The following is a 15,871-nucleotide window of genomic DNA, read 5'->3' on the forward strand; positions in this document are numbered from 1 at the left end:
CCTCCGGTAACTGGGAAGGAGCGCACGGAAGCACCGGGGCTAGACTTCCACCATGGCCATCTATCTCGATCCGCCCCTCTGGCCTGCGCACGATACGCACTTCTCGCACCTCATCTCGGATACCTCGCTTGAGGAACTCCACACTTTCGCTGCCGCGGCCGGAATCCCGGAGCGGGCCTTCGACTGTGACCACTACGACGTACCGGAGCGCCGGTTCGATGATCTGGTGGCCGCAGGAGCCCTTCCGGTGGAAGCGCGCATCCTGGTGCGCAAGCTCATCGCCAGTGGGCTCCGCATCCCGGCCCGCCAGCGCAACAAATCCCTGAAGATTCCTCTCCTAAACCGCTGGGAGAACATCATGCCAGGCCACGATGCCCTCTTCCTGGACCTCCTTGACCGGTGGGGCGAGGAGCATCGCAAGTACCACGGCCGCACCCACCTCCTGGCGGTGCTGGAGGCCCTGGACCTGCTCTCCGAACCAGACGTTCCGCCGCGCAATGTACAGCTGGCCGCGTGGTTCCACGACGCCGTGTACCGCGGAGCCGCCGGCCAGGACGAAGAGGATTCGGCCCGGCTCGCCGAGGAACGACTGACCCAAGCCGGACTCCCGCCCGCGGACATCGAGGAAGTGGCACGGCTGGTCCGGCTCACCTCCGATCATCGCCCGGAAGCAGGGGACGACGACGGCGCCCTCCTTTGCGATGCGGACCTGTCAGTTCTCGGTGGCGAACCGGAGCCCTACGCAAGGTATGTGGCCGCCGTGCGGGAAGACTATGCGCACATCGGCGACGCCGACTTCGCCGCTGGACGCGCCGCCGTCGTCCGCCGACTGCTGGAACTGGACCCGCTCTTCCACAGCCAACGGGCACGCGAGCTGTGGCTCGACGCCGCGCACCGGAACCTCCGCGGCGAACTGGCCTGAGCACAATCACCGGCCCGGGCGGCGCGTCGCAGCAGGGTCCAGAGCCTTTACGGCTTCGGCAGCCGGTGGAAGACTGCTCGGATGAACCTGCGCATCCAAGCCGTCAGCATCGACTCCACCGATCCCAAAGTACCCGCCGACTTCTGGGAAAAAGCCCTGGACTGGCGCAGGACTTACGAGGCCGAAGACGAAATCGTGCTGGAACCGCCAGCAGGCAGCCCGGCCGACGGCGTCTGCCCTGACCTGCTGTTCCTGAAGGTGCCGGAGCGGAAAGAGCTCAAGAACAGGCTGCACCTGGACCTGCGCCCCGAGGACCAGGCCGAAGAGGTGAAGCGGCTGGAGGCCCTGGGCGCCGTCCGGGTCGATGTCGGGCAGGGGCCGGAGGTGACGTGGGTGGTGATGGCGGACCCGGACGGTAACGAATTCTGCGTGCTCCGGGCACTCAAGTCCGACGAATTGGAAGCCCAGGGCCTGGTCCCGGGTATTGAAGGGCAGGCCGTGGACGGCGTCACCGTGGAGCGGCCCGCGAATTAGTCTGGAGCCTCGCGGGACGGGGTTTCCCTGGCTGCTTCCGTGTTTAGCGGTAGGCGGTGATGAACGGCCTGTCGGAGGGCACGATCTGCTTGCCGAGCGGCATCAGGCTCACCGGAATCAGCTTCAGGTTGGCGATGGCCAGGGGAATACCGATGATGGTGATGGCCATGGCGATGGCTGTGGTCACGTGGCCGATCGCGATCCAGATGCCCGCGACCAGCAGCCAGATCACGTTCCCGAGCAACGAAAACACGCCCGAGCCACCTGGCTTGTCCACCACCATGCGCCCAAACGGCCACAGGGTGTAGGCGGCTATCCGGAAGGACGCGATTCCCCACGGAATGGTGACGATCAGGAGGCAGCAGATGATGCCGGCCAGGACATAGCCCAGGGCAAGCCACAACCCGCCGAAAACCAGCCAGATGATGTTGAGCAGTGTCTTCATCTGTCCATTGTGCCCCGACGGGTCCGACAATAACCTCGGGGTCTGCCCTGATTCGCCCCTGAATCGGAACGTCCCTGCCCGGCCGATGGGTGTGCGGTCAGCCCTTGGCGGCCTTCACGAAGGCGCGGATCTTATCCAGGTCCTTTACCCCGCGCGAGGCCTCCACGCCGGAGGAGACGTCCACGCCCCACGCGCCCGAGGCCTCGGTGGCGTGCGCCACAGTATCCGGGTCCAGTCCGCCGGCCAGCAGCCATTTGCGGTCCTGGAGCGCCGTTACGTCCACCATCGAGGCGTAGTCCCAGGACTCTCCGGACCCGGGCACGGCGGCATCAATCAGCAGGAGTTCCTCGCCCCAGTCCGCGAACGCTTCCGCAGTGGCTGCCATTGTGACCGCCCTGATCAGCTTCATGCCGGCGTCGTGCACTGTCCTCACGTCTTCCGGAGTGAGGTCACTGTGGAGTTGGACCCACTGGAGTCCGGCTGAACGGGCGATGGCAAGGGCATCGGCCAAAGGTTCATGCCGGAAAACGCCAACGGCAATTACCCCTTCCGGCACCTCGGCCAAAAGAGTGGAAACCTGCGACGGCGAGACCACCCGCGGGCTGGCCGTCAGGACAAAGCCGACGGCGTCCGCCCCCGCGCCGACCGCCTCACGGACGGATTCGGGCGTACTGAGACCACACACTTTGACGAACATTCCCGGCTCCTTCAGGCTGTCTTCGTGACGTCCCCCGGGAGGAGATTAGCAGGGAAGTGCTCCCTGCGCCGATGTGACGCTGGTCTTCAGCCGCGGGACAGCAGCCGCTCCACCATGACCCGCCCGGCCTGTTCGAAAGCGGCGTCACCCATCTGGTTGGCCCACACCACCGTGCCGATGGCCTGGTTCAAGTTCTCCAGGCGCCATAAGTCCGCCTCGGCCGGCCCGACGGTCCTGCCCAGGCCCGTATAGAAGGCGTCGGCCAGCTCCGGCCTGCGAACGAACTGCTGGTGGCTGAGCCGCACGAGGTCGTGCACCCAGGGGCGCCGTTCCGCGCGGCCAAAGTCGATGACCTTGATCAGCCCGTTGTCCTGGAGCCAGTTCCGTGGCTGGTAATCGCCATGCGTGGCCACGAGTTCCACCGTGCCCGGATCCAGGCCATCCAACTCGTGCGCCAGGATGGTGAGCTGGGTTTCCGGCAGGAGCCCCTGGGCACGGTCTATCCATGCGCGGGTCTTCTTGGCCAGAGCTTTGGCGTAGTGGGGCGAGGCGCCGGCGGGCCGCTGGAGGCACCTCAGGAGCGCCCCCGCCTGGCGGTAGGTTTCCGGTTCGTCCTCGGCCGGTGTCCCCTCGACCAGCGTCCCCGGCAGGAATTCGGTCACCAGGATCCCGGCCCTTGCGGACGCATGCCGTAAGGCGGGAACCCGTCCGTCGAGCCCTTCGAAACCGGCTGCGTGGGCCGCGATTTCCCGGTGGATGTGGTGGCTCGTGGTGCTCGCCTTGACGATAAGGGCTGCACCCTGCGGCGTGACAACGTGCAGGACGTTCGTGTCCTGCAGGGGCCAGGAGTAGTCCCGGACCACGGTGTAACTTCCTAGCCAGGACGTCAGCAGCCGACCCTGCTCGTCGGTGATCCCTTGGCGCATCTCCCCAGCATGCCACGCGTGGCAGGGCCGGCCGACAAACTAGGCTGGTCGGATGGAGATCATCCGCTTTGCAGAGCTCAGGAACGAACCATGGCGCAACGGCGGCGGGGTGACGCGGGAGCTTGCCAGCCACCCGCAGGCCGCCTCCGCCCAGGACGGGGCGTGGGACTGGCGCGTCAGCATCGCCGAACTCACTAAAGCCGGCGACTTCTCCCCGTTCCCCGGTATGGAGCGGGTACTCACGGTGGTCGAGGGCGAGCTTCTCCTGCTGACCGTGGACGGGGCCGAGTATCCGCTGGAAAAGTACAGGCCCTTCAGGTTCTCCGGCGAAGCCGCTGCCCACGGCGCCCTGCCCACGGGCGACGTCCGGAACCTCAACGTCATCACCCGGACCGATTCCTTTAAGGGCTTTACGTCCATCATCGAACTTTCGAAGAAGCGCGCCCACCCGGTGTTCGAGGGCCAATTGGCGGTGCTGCTGCACGGCTCGGCCACCGTCAGCCCGGGCGCTGCGGGCGAGGCCGACGGCGGAGCGGAAGGCCCTGCCGAAGCAGCCCCTGCCCCGGAACCCGAGGCACTCAACCGATACGACGCCGTCGTCGGTTCCGATATCCGTTCCCCGGAGATCCTGGGCCGCGGATTCCTGGCCGTCGTCTCGATCGACCGTGTGGAAGGCTGACCCGCAGCAGCCCCACCTGTACCCGCCCGGGCCCGCTCAACCGATGAAGGTGACGAGGTCTTCGCAGAAATCCCGTCCTTCCGTATCAGCACGCCCGGGATCGCTGATCACGCCCACGAACTCAAGGAACTCATCATCGAACGGGTCGGCCGGTGTCCCACCGTGGTCAATGAGCACTTCGGCCCTGAACGTTCCCGTGTCCATGAAAAGACGCGTCCCGTCCGGGCCGTAGGCCTTCTCGACCCCGGATGCAGAGAAAACGATCGTCAACGTGCCGTCGCCGTTGTCTATGATGCTGTGATCCTTCTCCTGCTCGACCCGCGTGATAGTGAAGCTCTGGTCATTCAAAGTGTTCGTCCACACGTCGGTCCGCCGGATGGGATTTACCGCGTAGGCCAGGCCGTCGCCGCGTTGGGTAAAGAGGAACATCGCCTCAACCTCCCAGTCGTGCCGTACGGGGAAGTCCACCACCCCGGCGCAGAAGTTGGGATTCTCCTCCTGCGCAATGGCGCTTCCGGAATCCGAAATATGTTCGTGCGTTAGGGGTCGCGCCAGCGCGGGCGCGGCCGATACCACCGCCATTCCGGCTGCCGAGATCAATGCTGCCGCGGCGGCGAGTGCCTTGTGAATCATGGTTTCCTCCTCTACTGGTGGCCCACAGCGGTGAGCCGTGTGTTCATTGCTTCCGTTCGGGATCCAGGCGTGCGGCCGCCAGTGGCTTTGGGGGAAGGTGATATGTCCACGAGGCGCTCCTCCTCACCACACAGGTGTCCGGAGCCCAGTCAGACGAACATTTCTCTTGTAAGGAACGCTACTCTCCGCGTTTGCCTGGCACTAGGGCCCGTTAGCTGAGCCTTTCCACACTGGTCACGCTGGGGTGCCGCTCCTAGACTCGGGCTATGACTTCCACACCCTTTAATGCGCTTCTGTCCACCCAGATCGGCAACGAGTTTGCCGCCTCGCAGCAGTACATTGCCGTGGCCACCTGGTTCGCCAACCAGGACCTCCCACAGCTGGCCCGGTACTTTTACCGGCAGTCTGTTGAGGAACGGAACCACGCCATGATGATGGTGCAGTACATGCTGGACCGCGACATCCCCTTCACCATCCCGGGCGTCCCCACCGTACGCAACGACTTCTCCTCCGTGACGGAACCTTTGGCGCTGGCGCTGCAGCAGGAAAAGGAAGTGACCGGAAACATCGAGGCACTCTTCCGCGCCGCACGTTCCGAGGATGACGCACTGGGCGAGCAGTTCATGCTTTGGTTCCTCAAGGAGCAGGTGGAGGAAGTTGCCGCCATGACCACGCTCCTGAACATCGCCGAGCGCGCAGACAACCTCTTCGACATCGAGAACTTCATCGCCCGCGAAACGATCGGCGACGGCGGCCGCGACGCCTCTGCCCCGGAAGCGGCCGGCGGAGCCCTCTAAGCCCGATCCCGGCGGTGAGGTTGGCCACCAACGTGGCCACCCGCCGTCGGGCGTTGCTACGCTGGGATTAAGGCTCCGCAACGGACCCTCCGGACGACGGTTCAGTACCCGGCACGCGACAAGACTGGCCAAAGGATCTGTCATGTCGTGGTTAATCCTCATTCTTTCCGGGGCGCTGGAAGCCGTCTGGGCGGCCGCCCTGCACCGGACCTTCCAGGCATCGGGCCGGCGCCGCATCGCCCCCGCCATCCTGTTCCTGGCAGCAGTCCTCGCCAGCATGGCCGGCCTTGCCATTGCCATGCAGGCCATCCCTACCGGAACCGCCTACGCCGTGTGGGTGGGGGTGGGTGTGGTGCTGACCTCCGCCTACGCCATCACCACCAGGGCGGAACGTCCGACGGCGGCACGACTGCTGCTGCTCACAGGCATCGCCGCGTGCGTGGTTGGCCTGAAGGTGGTGGCGTAATGACTAAGCGCTCCGCGGCCTGGGTGATGCTCCTTGCCTCCGCTGTCCTCGAAGCCGTCTGGGCCACTGCACTGGGCCTGTCCGACGGCTTCACCCGGCCCTTCCCCACCGTTGTCTTCGCTGTGACGGCGACGCTCAGCATGGTTGGCCTCGGGCTCGCCATTCGCAGCATTCCGCTGGGCACGGCCTACGCCGTGTGGGTGGGGATCGGTGCAGCCTTGACGGTCGGCTGGGCGATGGCCACCGGCGTCGAACCCTTCAGTGTGCTGAAGGTGCTGTTCATCGCGGGCATCGTGGGTTGCGCGGCCGGGCTGAAGTCGCTGCCCGCCGGCAAAAACGCAGACGCTACGCCTCGCTCTTCTCCGTAATCCACCAGCCGATGCCCAGAGGCAGCACGTACCAAAGAGTCAGCGACGAAATCACTTCCAGGGCCGTCGGTGCTTCCGGCCCGCCCACCAGTGCACCGACGGCCGTGATCGTGCTGAGGTAGCCGCTGGCATCCGGGAGGAGGGCGAGGATGAGGCCGTTGCCCACCAGGCTGACCAGGATGACGGCGACGATGGCCAAAGCGGTCCGGCGAATCGCTGCGGCCAGGCCAACACCGAACATGGTGCTCAGGAGGCACGCTGCCAGCCCGTCCCACAGTTCCTGCCCCGCACCGTCGAATGCTCCCGCTCCGCCACCGCCCAGGGCTGCTGTCACCACGGCGGACAGCAGAAACACGAAGAACTGCAGAGCGACAGCGAGGAGGGCAGCAGCCAGGACCTTGGCCCAGAATTGCCTGGCCCGTCCCCGCAACAGGGGGTAGTAGACGACGGTGGTGCGGTGGGCTGCGTCGGAAGTCATTCCCATGATTCCGATGAGCGGCATCGCCAGCGTGGTGAACAGACCGATGCTCCCGGCAAGGCTGGTGAACGTGACGGGGGTGCCTTGCCTTGTACCGATCACCGCCAATCCCACCACCAGGGCCAGGGCAATGAATGCCAGCACTGCGAAGATCGCCAGCGAACTGCGGGTGTCCACCAGTTTGCGGATTTCGACGGCAACCAGGCGGGCAAATCCGACCTGCCGTGTGCCTCGGAAAAGAGGCGCTGGCCAGAGAGTGGACTGGCTCATCGGATCTGCTCCATGGTGTTGTTACGGCTGCTGAATTCGCCGGAGGTCAGCGCAAGGAACTTCTCCTCGAGCGCCGACTCCGTAATGTTGGAAAGATGCGTCAGCACCACGCCGTGCTCCAGGCAGGCCCGGCTGATCTCCTCGGGCGATACGTCGATGAGAAATTCCCTCCCCGTCAGGTGGAAGGCCCAGGCGCGTCGTTCACAGACGTCCGCAAGACGGTCCGGTTCGACGGCGATGGCCTTGGTTCGGGAACTGACGCTGAACTCCGCGGCGGTGCCGGAAGCGACGATCCTCCCCCGGTCGATCATCACGATGTGATCGGACACGGCCTGCATGTCCCGGAGGAGGTGGCTCGAAAGCAGCACAGTGCCGCCCTGGGCGCTGAAGTGCTTGAGGTACTTCCGGACCCAGAGTGCGCCGTCAGCATCGAGCCCGTTGGTGGGCTCGTCCATGACCAGAAACTGCGGCCCGGCGAGGAGAGCCATGGCCAGGACCAATCGCTGACGCATCCCCAGGGATAGTGATCCCACACGCTTTTTCCGCACTGTTTCGAGGCCGGCAAGGCTGAGCGCCTCCGCGACGGCGGAGGGCGGCAGATCCAGCAGGATCGCGTTCAGCTTGAGGGTCTCCTGCAGCGATCGGCCCGGGTGCAACGCGGTGGGGTCCAACACGAAGCCGATGGTACGTCCCGGACTTTCCAGGTCTTCGCGCCGGTGTCCATTGAACAGGACTTCTCCGGCGTCTGCACGGGTCAGGCCTGCCGCAATCCGCAGCGTCGTTGACTTGCCCGCACCGTTTGGGCCGAGGAATCCGGTAATGGATCCGGCTGGACAGGCAAAGCTGACGGAATCCACCACGTTCCGACCCGCATATGCCTTGGTGACTCCCTCGAAGGAAATCCCTGAACCGGCGCCAGATGTCGACCCCACTGGACAATCCCTCCGTAAACAATGGCGCATCCCCTATGGCCGTCTCGAAAGTATCACTAAAAACGATCGACTAAAGGGCTGGCTTGTGACTTGACGCCAGCGAGAACCAGCGGGCGGTTTAGGCTTTTCCCATGGATTCCCCCGAAGTAACGCAAGCCGTGGCCGCGCTCCGGCACAGGCTCGACGGCGGCCAACGGACGTTGCTGGGCATCACCGGTGCCCCCGGCTCGGGAAAGTCCACTTTTGCAGCCTGGCTCCAGCGGCACTTCGGCGCGGATCTGGCCGTCGTGGTGCCGATGGACGGCTTCCACCTGGGCAACGCGATCATCGACGGCACACCGCTGCGGCAGCGCAAGGGCGCCATGGACACGTTCGACGTCGGCGGGTACCTGTCGCTGTTGCAGCGCTTGGTGCGTCGGGATGAGGATGTGGTGTACGCCCCGGAGTTCCGCCGAACGCTCGACGAGCCGGTGGCCGCCTCCATCGCCGTCCCGGCTTCCGTGCCGCTGGTCATCACTGAAGGAAACTATCTCCTGGCCGAAACGCCGCAGTGGAAGGAAGTCCGCGCGCAGCTTGACGAGGTCTGGTTCATGGAAACGGCGCCGGAGCTGCGGCTTGGCCGGCTGGTGGACCGGCACGTGGAGTTCGGCATGGTGCGGGCGGCGGCTGAAGCATGGGCGACGGGCCCGGATGAAGCCAACGCCGTGCTGATCGAAGCCACCCGTCAGCGCGCGGACCGGATCATCCCCTGGGGCTAGGACCCGGAATAGTCCGGCCGAGGCCAGGGTTCTTGGCTGGGACACACATCCACAATGAACGGAGCGCGCTCATGACTGCACCATCGGTCCACCTCGGCGACGGCCTCAAGGTCAGTCCCCTGGGTTTCGGCGGAATGGCCCTCACACCGGTTTACGGCGAGGTTGACCCGGGCCAAGCCCTCGAGACCCTGCATCATGCCGTGGATGCCGGCGTCAGCTTCATTGACACCGCGGACATCTACGGCGGGGGCAGCAACGAAGAACTCATTGCGCAGTTGCTCAAGGACCGCCGGGATGAGGTGCAGCTCGCCACTAAGTTCTCACTGGTGGGCAATCCGGCGAAGGGCTACACGGACATCCGGGGCGACGCCGCTTATGTTCGGCAGGCTGTGGACGCGAGCCTTACACGCCTGGGCACGGACGTCATCGACCTCTACTACATGCACCGCCGTGACCTCCGCGTTCCGATTGTGGAAACCGTGGAGGCCATGGCGGGGCTGGTGCAGCAGGGCAAGATCAAACATCTTGGCCTGTCCGAGGTAACTGCGCAGGAGCTGGCCGAAGCTAACTCAGTGCACCCCATCGCCGCTGTCCAGAGCGAATGGTCCATCTGGAGCCGGGACGTGGAACGCAACGTTGTCCCGGCCGCCGCCAGCCTCGGTGTGGGCTTTGTGCCGTATTCGCCACTGGGCCGGGGATTCCTCACCGGCACCGTGGACGCTTCCAGCCTCGGTGCCAATGACTTCCGACGCCGGATCCCGCGCTTCGCCGAGGACGCCGCAGACGCCAACCAGGCAGTCGTGGAGGCAGTTCGGTCGGTCGCGGCGGAGCTTGCTGCGACTCCCGCCCAGGTGGCGCTTGCCTGGCTACTGGCACAGGGCAACCGCCTGGGACTGGCCGTGGTCCCCATCCCCGGCACGCGCAAAACGCACCGGATCGACGAAAACCTCGGCGCCCTGTCCCTCGACCTGACCCAGGCGCAACTGGACGCGCTGGACCTGGCCGCGGACGCCGTCGTCGGCTCCCGCTCGGCGGACCCCAACTGGGTGTCCCAGGGCCGTGAATAACCAGGCCTTGAATAAGCTGAAGCCCATGGAAACGCTCATTCACGACCTACGGAACATCACCATCCGCCGGATTTCGGTCAGCGAGATGGACAATAACGTGTATTTGCTGACCGCGAAGGAGTCCGGCGCGCAGCTGCTGATTGATGCGGCGGACGATCTTCCCGCCATTCAGGGGCTGCTGCAGGACGCCGCCGCGGACACCGCTGCAGCGCCCAAACTGGAACTCATAGCAACCACGCACCAGCACTGGGACCATGTCCGCGCACTGCCCGCTTTGGTGGAAGCGACCGGAGCCAGGACCGCGGCCGGAACTGACGACGCCACGGAGCTCCCGGTGAAGGTGGACGTCCTGCTGGACCACGGCGACATCGGCAACTTCGACGGCTTCGACGTGACGGCAGTGCACCTGCGCGGGCACACCCCCGGATCCGTGGCGTTCGTCTACCAGGATCCGGATGGCCCGGCGCACATCTTCTCCGGGGATTCACTCTTCCCCGGAGGCGTGGGCAACACCCAGAAGGATCCCGACCGGTTCAGCCAGCTGATCAACGATGTGAGCGAGCGGTTGTTTGACGTCTATCCGGACGACACCGTGGTACATCCGGGCCACGGGAAGCCCACCACCCTCGGCGCGGAACGCCCACACCTGGAGGAGTGGCGCGCCCGCGGTTGGTAGCGCTTAACCCATCGAGTGCTCCACCAACGCCGTTATAAACCCTCTAAACGGCGTTTACGGAGCACTCGATGTTGGTTAACCTGGGCCCACAACCGCCGGGTTCCCTGACCGAGCTTGCGAGGTTAGGGAACGGTTGGGGATTAGCGGCTGCGGCGTTCGTTCGACGCCGGTGCTGACGCGCGGCGCGGGCCGCTGCGGGCCGGACGGCCATCGCTCGAGCGACCGCCGCCGCCGTTGCCTGCGTAGGAGCCGCCCGACGTTCCGCCAGTGTTGGAGGACCAGACAGCTTTGTTGCCGCCGCCGGCTGCACCGGCACCTGCGGAACGCTGTCCGCCACCAGTACGGGCACCTGCTCCGGCTGCCGCGCGCTGGCCCGTTGCCGGGCGTCCGCCGCGCTGTCCGCCGGAGGTAGCCGGGCGTCCGGTACCGCCGCGGGGGGCATCGCTGCGGGTGACACGTGAGTCCGCGCGTCCGTCGGAACCGCGGCCAGCCGATGCACGGCCACCTGCTGCGGGGACGTCGTTGCGGTGAGTGGAAGCTGCGGTACCGCGGCCACGGGCGTTGCGGCGTGCGGCCGCCGCTGCGATGGCGCGGTCTTCGTTCTGCTCGATGACGCGGTCTGCGGCGTTACGGGCAGCGGCCTGGCCTTCGTAGGCCACTGCGCGGCGCTCTGCACGGGGCAGGTCGGTGCGCGGAGCTTCAGCCGAGACCCGTCCACGTCCGCCACGTCCGCCACGGCCACCCGCGGTGGGGGCCGCCTGGGTAGTGCGACGGGCGCGCTTGCGCTCGGCGTTGGCACCGGTGGAGGTGCCGCCGCCCTGCTGCTTTGCCTTGCTGGCGAGCAGTGCTGCCCGGGTGCGCGGGTCAATCTTGTCGGCCATTTCGCCCACGAGTTCGGCGACCAGCGGGGAGTTGGCGGTGACGCGCTCGAAGTTGACCTCGACGCCGGCTGCCTTCATGAGCTTCTTGACGTCGCTCTGCTGCTCCGGGAGGGTCAGCGTGACAACAGTGCCGTCCGAACCCGCACGGGCCGTACGGCCTGAGCGGTGCAAGTATGCCTTGTGCTCGGTGGGCGGATCCACGTGGATCACCAGTTCGACGTCGTCCACGTGGACGCCGCGGGCGGCGACGTCGGTGGCCACCAGCACGCGGACCTCACCGGAGGAGAACTCCGCCAGGTTGCGGTCACGGGCGTTCTGCGAAAGGTTGCCGTGCAGGTCGACGGCGGGGATTCCGGCGTCGGTCAGCGTCTTAGCCAGCTTGCGCGCGTGGTGCTTGGTGCGCATGAAGAGCACGCGGCGGCCGGCGCCTGAAGCGAGCTCGACGATCAGCTGCTTCTTGACGGTCTGGTCGTTGACCACCAGCACGTGGTGCTCCATGGTGGTCACCGCGGCCTGGGGATCATCCACGGAGTGGGTCAGCGGGTTGGACAGGTAGCGCTGGACGATCTTGTCCACGCCGTTGTCCAGCGTGGCGGAGAAGAGCAGGCGCTGGCCCTGGCTGGGGGTCATGTCCATGAGCTTCTTCACGACGGGCAGGAAGCCGAGGTCGGCCATGTGGTCGGCCTCGTCCAGCACGGTGACTTCAACGGCTTCGAGGGTCAGGATGCGCTGGCGGATCAGGTCCTCGAGGCGGCCCGGGCAGGCGATGACGATGTCGACGCCGGCGCGGAGGGCCTTTTCCTGCCGGGCCTGGGAGATGCCGCCGTAGATCACGGTGGTGTTCAGGCCCATGGCCTTGGCCATCGGCTCGATGGTGGCGTTGATCTGGGTGGCGAGCTCGCGGGTCGGTGCGAGGACCAGGCCCATGGGGCGGCCGGGCTTGCGGAAGTGCTTGGCTTCCCGCTCAGCGAGTCGTGCTACAAGCGGGATGGCGAAAGCGATGGTCTTGCCGGAGCCGGTGCGCCCGCGGCCCAGGACGTCGCGTCCGGCCAGCGTGTCCGGGAGGGTCTTGACCTGGATGGGGAACGGTTCAACAATTCCCTGGGCGGTGAGGGTGTCGGCAAGTGCTTTGGGCGTGCCGAGGGCAGCGAAAGTAGTCATGTAGTCAAAGGTCTTTCAGGCGGTATCCGTGCGGATATCGGCCCCCGACGCCGGTTGGCTCAGGGGTTCGCCGAAGAAAAGTCAGGTGATCAACCGTGCTGCTGCCCGGTTCAGGGCGGCGGCTGGGACCAAATGGAACGCGTTCATCGACGCAGGATGTGCCTCTCACATGAAAAAACCCGCTTCCCAAAATTCGGGACTCCGATTTAGGGAGCAAGCGGGCATCACTGCACATCAAGTTTCACCAGTCTAGCATCCCGCCGCGTGTAGCCCCGCCTTATGCCCCCGGCGGTGCTGCGGGGCGTTGCCAGCGGGGGCCCTCCAGGAGCAGGCTTGAGGCATGACGCAACAGGGCGAAGACCACCACCACGTAACGGACGACGGCGGCACCCGGCTCAGCGACGAACCGCACCAAAGTGCCGCTGAAGCCTGGGACGAAAGGTACCGCAGCAAGCCAAAGCTCTGGAGCGGCAAACCCAATCCACAACTCGTCCGCGAAGGAGGCGGCCTCCGGCCAGGCAAGGCGCTGGACCTGGGCTGCGGCGAAGGGGCCGACGCCATCTGGCTCGCCCAGCAAGGATGGACTGTCACCGCCGTCGACGTTTCCGCCGTCGCTCTCGAACGGGCCGCCACCCACGAAAAAGCCGCGCTGGAACGCGAAAGCGTGCACGCCAAGGGGCCAGGCGAGATTCCCAGCCGCATCCACTGGGAACAGTGCGACCTCGAGGACTGGCAGCCTGCAGGAACGTACGATCTTGTGTCCTCCCAGTTCCTGCACTCACCCCAGCTGACGTGGCAGGGTCCGTTGCGGGCCGCCGCTGGCGCCGTCAAGCCCGGCGGGACACTACTGATCGTTGGCCACCATCCGGACCGGCTGCCGCCGTGGGGAAACCACAACTCGCATGAGATGTTCTACACGCCCGCCGAACTGGTCCAGGAACTTGGCCTGGACTCGCCGGAATGGCAGGTGGAGGTCAGCACCACAAGGGAGCGGGTGGTCGCCGGACCTGACGGCCGGGAAGCCGTCATCGGCGATACCGTGCTCCGGGCTACCCGGCTGTCCTGATCACCGCTTTCCGGACCATCCCCAGTGGAAGGAATGAACCATGGCAAGGCTCATCGCCGAAATGACCATGTCGCTGGACGGGTTCATCGCCCTCCCCGATGACACCATCGGCGGACTGTTCGACTGGTACGAGAACGGCCCCGTGGAGGTTCCCACCGCCAGGCCGGACATGACCTGGCACGTTTCGGAAGCCAGCGCCGGGCATCTCCGCCGGACCATGTCCACTGCGGGCGCGCTGCTGGTGGGGCGCCGCATCTTCGACATCACCCACGGCTGGGACGGGCACCATCCCATCGACTGTCCCATTGTGGTGCTCAGCCATTCCGTCCCGGAGGGCTGGCCCCGCGAGGGCGTGCCGTACACCTTCGTCACCAGCGGCTTCCAGGAGGCCGCTGCCGAAGCCCAGAAACTGGCTGGGGACAAGGACGTGGGCCTCGCCGGCCCGGACATCATCCGGCAGGCGATCGACGCTGGCCTCCTCGCGGAGATCCGCGTCAACCTGGCACCCTGGCTGCTGGGAACCGGAATCCGCTTTTTCGACCACCTCAACGCCGCCCCGGTGAAACTGGAACGGACGCGCGTGATTGAGGGCGACGGCGTCACGCATCTTTACTTCAACGTCCTCCCCCGCCCGGACTACTGAGCTGCCGCGTATCGGGCAGGCCTACCGGGCCGTCCGCGCCGAGACCCTCGGCGCCACGGCGACCCCGGCTGCGGCGAGTACAGCGGCGAGGGCGAAGACGCCGGCGAACGATTCCGCCGTCGTCGTAAATGCCGCGAAGACGATGGCCGTGGAGGCGAGCGCGAGGGCGCCGCCCAGCGAGTCGGAGATGGACATTGCAGAGCTGTTGAAGCCCTCGTTGTCCTTGGTGGACAGGGCCAGCGTCATAACGCTCAGCCGGGGATACAGCAGCCCCATGCCGCCGCCAGCGAAGATCCAGCCGGCAATCGCGACGGCGGCTGGCCAGTTCAGTGCGGTGGTTACCAGTGCCAGGGTAATGGCGGCCAGCACGAGCACCGAGCCGAGGCGCACCGCCGCGCGGTGGTCCAGCCTGTTGCCAAGGCGGCCCTGGATCGCGGAGGCAGCAGCCCACGCCAGTGCGCCTCCGGTCAGGGTGAGGCCGGCGAAGGTGGGCGAGAATTCGTACTGCTCGATCAACAGGTAGGGCAGGTACACCTCGGCGCCGAAGAACGCCGAGGACACGAGGCCGCGGGTGAGGATCACGCTGGGTAGGCCGCGCCGGGCGGTCAGGGTTCCGCGCGGCACGAGGGGGCGGACAGCCACCAGGGCGACCACGATGGCGGCAGCGGCCAAAACGCCCGGCGCTGCGGGGATCCCGGCCACCCGGACCTCGGCGGACAGGTTAAGCGCCAGGACAGCCAGTGCGGCGAGCCCTGCCCACGCGAGGCGGCCCACAGTCCAGGGCGGGGTTGCCGATTCCTGGGGTTGCCGGTCCACGCCACGGAGCACCGGAACGATCATTACCAGGGCAGGAACCACCAGCCCCACCACGCCTAAGAACACCCAGTGCCAGCTCAGGACCTGCGCCACGATGCCGGCCGCGAACGGGCCCACCAGGGACGGGATCACCCAGGCGGCAGCAAAAGCGGCAAAAATTTTCGGGTGCAGGAGCGCGGGGTAGACCCGGGCCACCACGACGTACAGGGCAACGGTCATCGCTCCGCCGCCGAGCCCCTGGACCAGCCGGCCGGCCACAAGCACAGGCATCGACGCCGCAGTACCAGCGATCAGCAGGCCAGCGACAAAGAGCGCCACGGAGGCGTACAGCGGTGCAGTGGGGCCCCGCCGGTCGGACCAGTTTCCGGCCGCCACCATGCCGATCACGCCGGTGGCCAGTGGTCCTGCGAAAGCCAGGGCATACAGGCTGGCTCCGTCCAGGTCGCGGCTGACCACAGGCATGATGGTGGTCACCGCCAGGGATTCGAAGGCGGCCAGGAAAACCAGGGCGCACGCGCCGATGGTCACCCACAGGTATGGCCGCTGCAGGATCCCTGCAGCGGGGTCGGTGGCGGGGAGGGTGGAATCGCGCACGGTTACGGCCTGATCAGAAGTCATGGACGCAAACCTAGGACCTCAACTAAGGTTGAGGTCAA

General features: G+C 66.3%; 19 protein-coding genes and 1 riboswitch. Of the genes, 11 read left to right on the top strand and 8 right to left on the bottom strand.

Annotated features, from left to right (window positions below):
* Window positions 1-52: 52 nt before the first annotated feature.
* Both V9L18_RS11715 and V9L18_RS11720 read left to right on the top strand, forming a co-directional pair.
* Entirely contained in the window at window positions 53-922 is an 870-nt protein-coding gene (locus V9L18_RS11715; protein WP_337347345.1) for a DUF4031 domain-containing protein, read from the top strand.
* Window positions 923-1,003: 81 nt separating this feature from the next.
* Window positions 1,004-1,456, top strand: a complete 453-nt coding sequence (locus V9L18_RS11720; protein ID WP_337347346.1) for a VOC family protein — start codon at window positions 1,004-1,006, stop codon at window positions 1,454-1,456.
* 43 nt (window positions 1,457-1,499) lie between these two features.
* On the opposite strand, the gene V9L18_RS11725 is transcribed toward V9L18_RS11720, so the two are convergent.
* The 3 genes from V9L18_RS11725 to V9L18_RS11735 all read right to left on the bottom strand — a co-directional run bounded on the left by V9L18_RS11725 (window position 1,500) and on the right by V9L18_RS11735 (window position 3,524).
* A complete protein-coding gene (locus V9L18_RS11725) occupies window positions 1,500-1,901 on the bottom strand; it encodes a YccF domain-containing protein (RefSeq protein WP_337347347.1) in 402 nt (133 codons plus the stop codon).
* A 97-nt stretch (window positions 1,902-1,998) separates the two neighbouring features.
* Entirely contained in the window at window positions 1,999-2,598 is a 600-nt protein-coding gene (locus tag V9L18_RS11730) for a phosphoribosylanthranilate isomerase (RefSeq protein WP_337347348.1), read from the bottom strand.
* An 86-nt stretch (window positions 2,599-2,684) separates the two neighbouring features.
* Window positions 2,685-3,524 carry an aminoglycoside phosphotransferase family protein gene (locus tag V9L18_RS11735; RefSeq protein ID WP_337347349.1) on the bottom strand — a complete coding sequence of 280 codons (840 nt, stop codon included), beginning with the start codon at window positions 3,522-3,524 and terminating at the stop codon, window positions 2,685-2,687.
* Between the two features lie 52 nt (window positions 3,525-3,576).
* Here V9L18_RS11735 and V9L18_RS11740 point away from each other — a divergent pair, with 52 nt between their 5' ends.
* Entirely contained in the window at window positions 3,577-4,203 is a 627-nt protein-coding gene (locus V9L18_RS11740) for a HutD/Ves family protein (protein ID WP_337347350.1), read from the top strand.
* A 36-nt stretch (window positions 4,204-4,239) separates the two neighbouring features.
* Here V9L18_RS11740 and V9L18_RS11745 read toward each other — a convergent pair whose 3' ends face one another.
* On the bottom strand, window positions 4,240-4,836 hold the full coding sequence (locus tag V9L18_RS11745; protein WP_337347351.1) for a hypothetical protein: 597 nt from the start codon (window positions 4,834-4,836) through the stop codon (window positions 4,240-4,242).
* A 266-nt stretch (window positions 4,837-5,102) separates the two neighbouring features.
* Here V9L18_RS11745 and V9L18_RS11750 point away from each other — a divergent pair, with 266 nt between their 5' ends.
* The 3 genes from V9L18_RS11750 to V9L18_RS11760 all read left to right on the top strand — a co-directional run bounded on the left by V9L18_RS11750 (window position 5,103) and on the right by V9L18_RS11760 (window position 6,467).
* Window positions 5,103-5,633, top strand: coding sequence for a ferritin (locus tag V9L18_RS11750; RefSeq protein ID WP_337347352.1), 531 nt, complete (start codon window positions 5,103-5,105; stop codon window positions 5,631-5,633).
* 67 nt (window positions 5,634-5,700) lie between these two features.
* Window positions 5,701-5,766, top strand: a riboswitch (guanidine-III (ykkC-III) riboswitch).
* Window positions 5,767-5,775: 9 nt separating this feature from the next.
* The gene (locus tag V9L18_RS11755; RefSeq protein ID WP_337347353.1) at window positions 5,776-6,099 is read left to right on the top strand and encodes a DMT family transporter; all 324 of its coding nucleotides are present in this window, start codon (window positions 5,776-5,778) and stop codon (window positions 6,097-6,099) included.
* Entirely contained in the window at window positions 6,099-6,467 is a 369-nt protein-coding gene (locus tag V9L18_RS11760; protein WP_337347354.1) for a DMT family transporter, read from the top strand. The genes V9L18_RS11755 and V9L18_RS11760 overlap by 1 nt, the downstream gene beginning before the upstream one ends.
* Here V9L18_RS11760 and V9L18_RS11765 read toward each other — a convergent pair.
* Together V9L18_RS11765 and V9L18_RS11770 are read right to left on the bottom strand one after the other, a co-directional pair.
* A complete protein-coding gene (locus V9L18_RS11765; protein ID WP_337347355.1) occupies window positions 6,445-7,215 on the bottom strand; it encodes a hypothetical protein in 771 nt (256 codons plus the stop codon). The genes V9L18_RS11760 and V9L18_RS11765 overlap by 23 nt on opposite strands.
* On the bottom strand, window positions 7,212-8,147 hold the full coding sequence (locus V9L18_RS11770; protein ID WP_337347356.1) for an ABC transporter ATP-binding protein: 936 nt from the start codon (window positions 8,145-8,147) through the stop codon (window positions 7,212-7,214). The genes V9L18_RS11765 and V9L18_RS11770 overlap by 4 nt, the downstream gene beginning before the upstream one ends.
* 131 nt (window positions 8,148-8,278) lie before the next feature.
* Here V9L18_RS11770 and V9L18_RS11775 point away from each other — a divergent pair, with 131 nt between their 5' ends.
* From V9L18_RS11775 to V9L18_RS11785, 3 genes are all read left to right on the top strand, one after another.
* Window positions 8,279-8,905: a nucleoside/nucleotide kinase family protein gene (locus V9L18_RS11775; RefSeq protein ID WP_337347357.1), complete on the top strand. Its 627-nt coding sequence runs from the start codon at window positions 8,279-8,281 to the stop codon at window positions 8,903-8,905.
* Between the two features lie 71 nt (window positions 8,906-8,976).
* Window positions 8,977-9,972, top strand: coding sequence for an aldo/keto reductase (locus V9L18_RS11780; RefSeq protein ID WP_337347358.1), 996 nt, complete (start codon window positions 8,977-8,979; stop codon window positions 9,970-9,972).
* A 25-nt stretch (window positions 9,973-9,997) separates the two neighbouring features.
* Window positions 9,998-10,648, top strand: coding sequence for an MBL fold metallo-hydrolase (locus V9L18_RS11785; protein ID WP_337347359.1), 651 nt, complete (start codon window positions 9,998-10,000; stop codon window positions 10,646-10,648).
* A 140-nt stretch (window positions 10,649-10,788) separates the two neighbouring features.
* On the opposite strand, the gene V9L18_RS11790 is transcribed toward V9L18_RS11785, so the two are convergent.
* Window positions 10,789-12,690 carry a DEAD/DEAH box helicase gene (locus V9L18_RS11790; RefSeq protein WP_337347360.1) on the bottom strand — a complete coding sequence of 634 codons (1,902 nt, stop codon included), beginning with the start codon at window positions 12,688-12,690 and terminating at the stop codon, window positions 10,789-10,791.
* 340 nt (window positions 12,691-13,030) lie between these two features.
* On the opposite strand from V9L18_RS11790, the gene V9L18_RS11795 reads away from it, so the two are divergent.
* Together V9L18_RS11795 and V9L18_RS11800 are read left to right on the top strand one after the other, a co-directional pair.
* The gene (locus V9L18_RS11795; RefSeq protein WP_337347361.1) at window positions 13,031-13,756 is read left to right on the top strand and encodes a class I SAM-dependent methyltransferase; all 726 of its coding nucleotides are present in this window, start codon (window positions 13,031-13,033) and stop codon (window positions 13,754-13,756) included.
* A 40-nt stretch (window positions 13,757-13,796) separates the two neighbouring features.
* On the top strand, window positions 13,797-14,399 hold the full coding sequence (locus tag V9L18_RS11800; RefSeq protein ID WP_337347362.1) for a dihydrofolate reductase family protein: 603 nt from the start codon (window positions 13,797-13,799) through the stop codon (window positions 14,397-14,399).
* 21 nt (window positions 14,400-14,420) lie between these two features.
* On the opposite strand, the gene V9L18_RS11805 is transcribed toward V9L18_RS11800, so the two are convergent.
* The gene (locus tag V9L18_RS11805; protein ID WP_337347363.1) at window positions 14,421-15,833 is read right to left on the bottom strand and encodes an MFS transporter; all 1,413 of its coding nucleotides are present in this window, start codon (window positions 15,831-15,833) and stop codon (window positions 14,421-14,423) included.
* Window positions 15,834-15,871 lie beyond the last annotated feature (38 nt).

This window comes from Pseudarthrobacter sp. CCNWLW217, assembly GCF_037203985.1.
Taxonomy (GTDB): domain Bacteria; phylum Actinomycetota; class Actinomycetes; order Actinomycetales; family Micrococcaceae; genus Arthrobacter.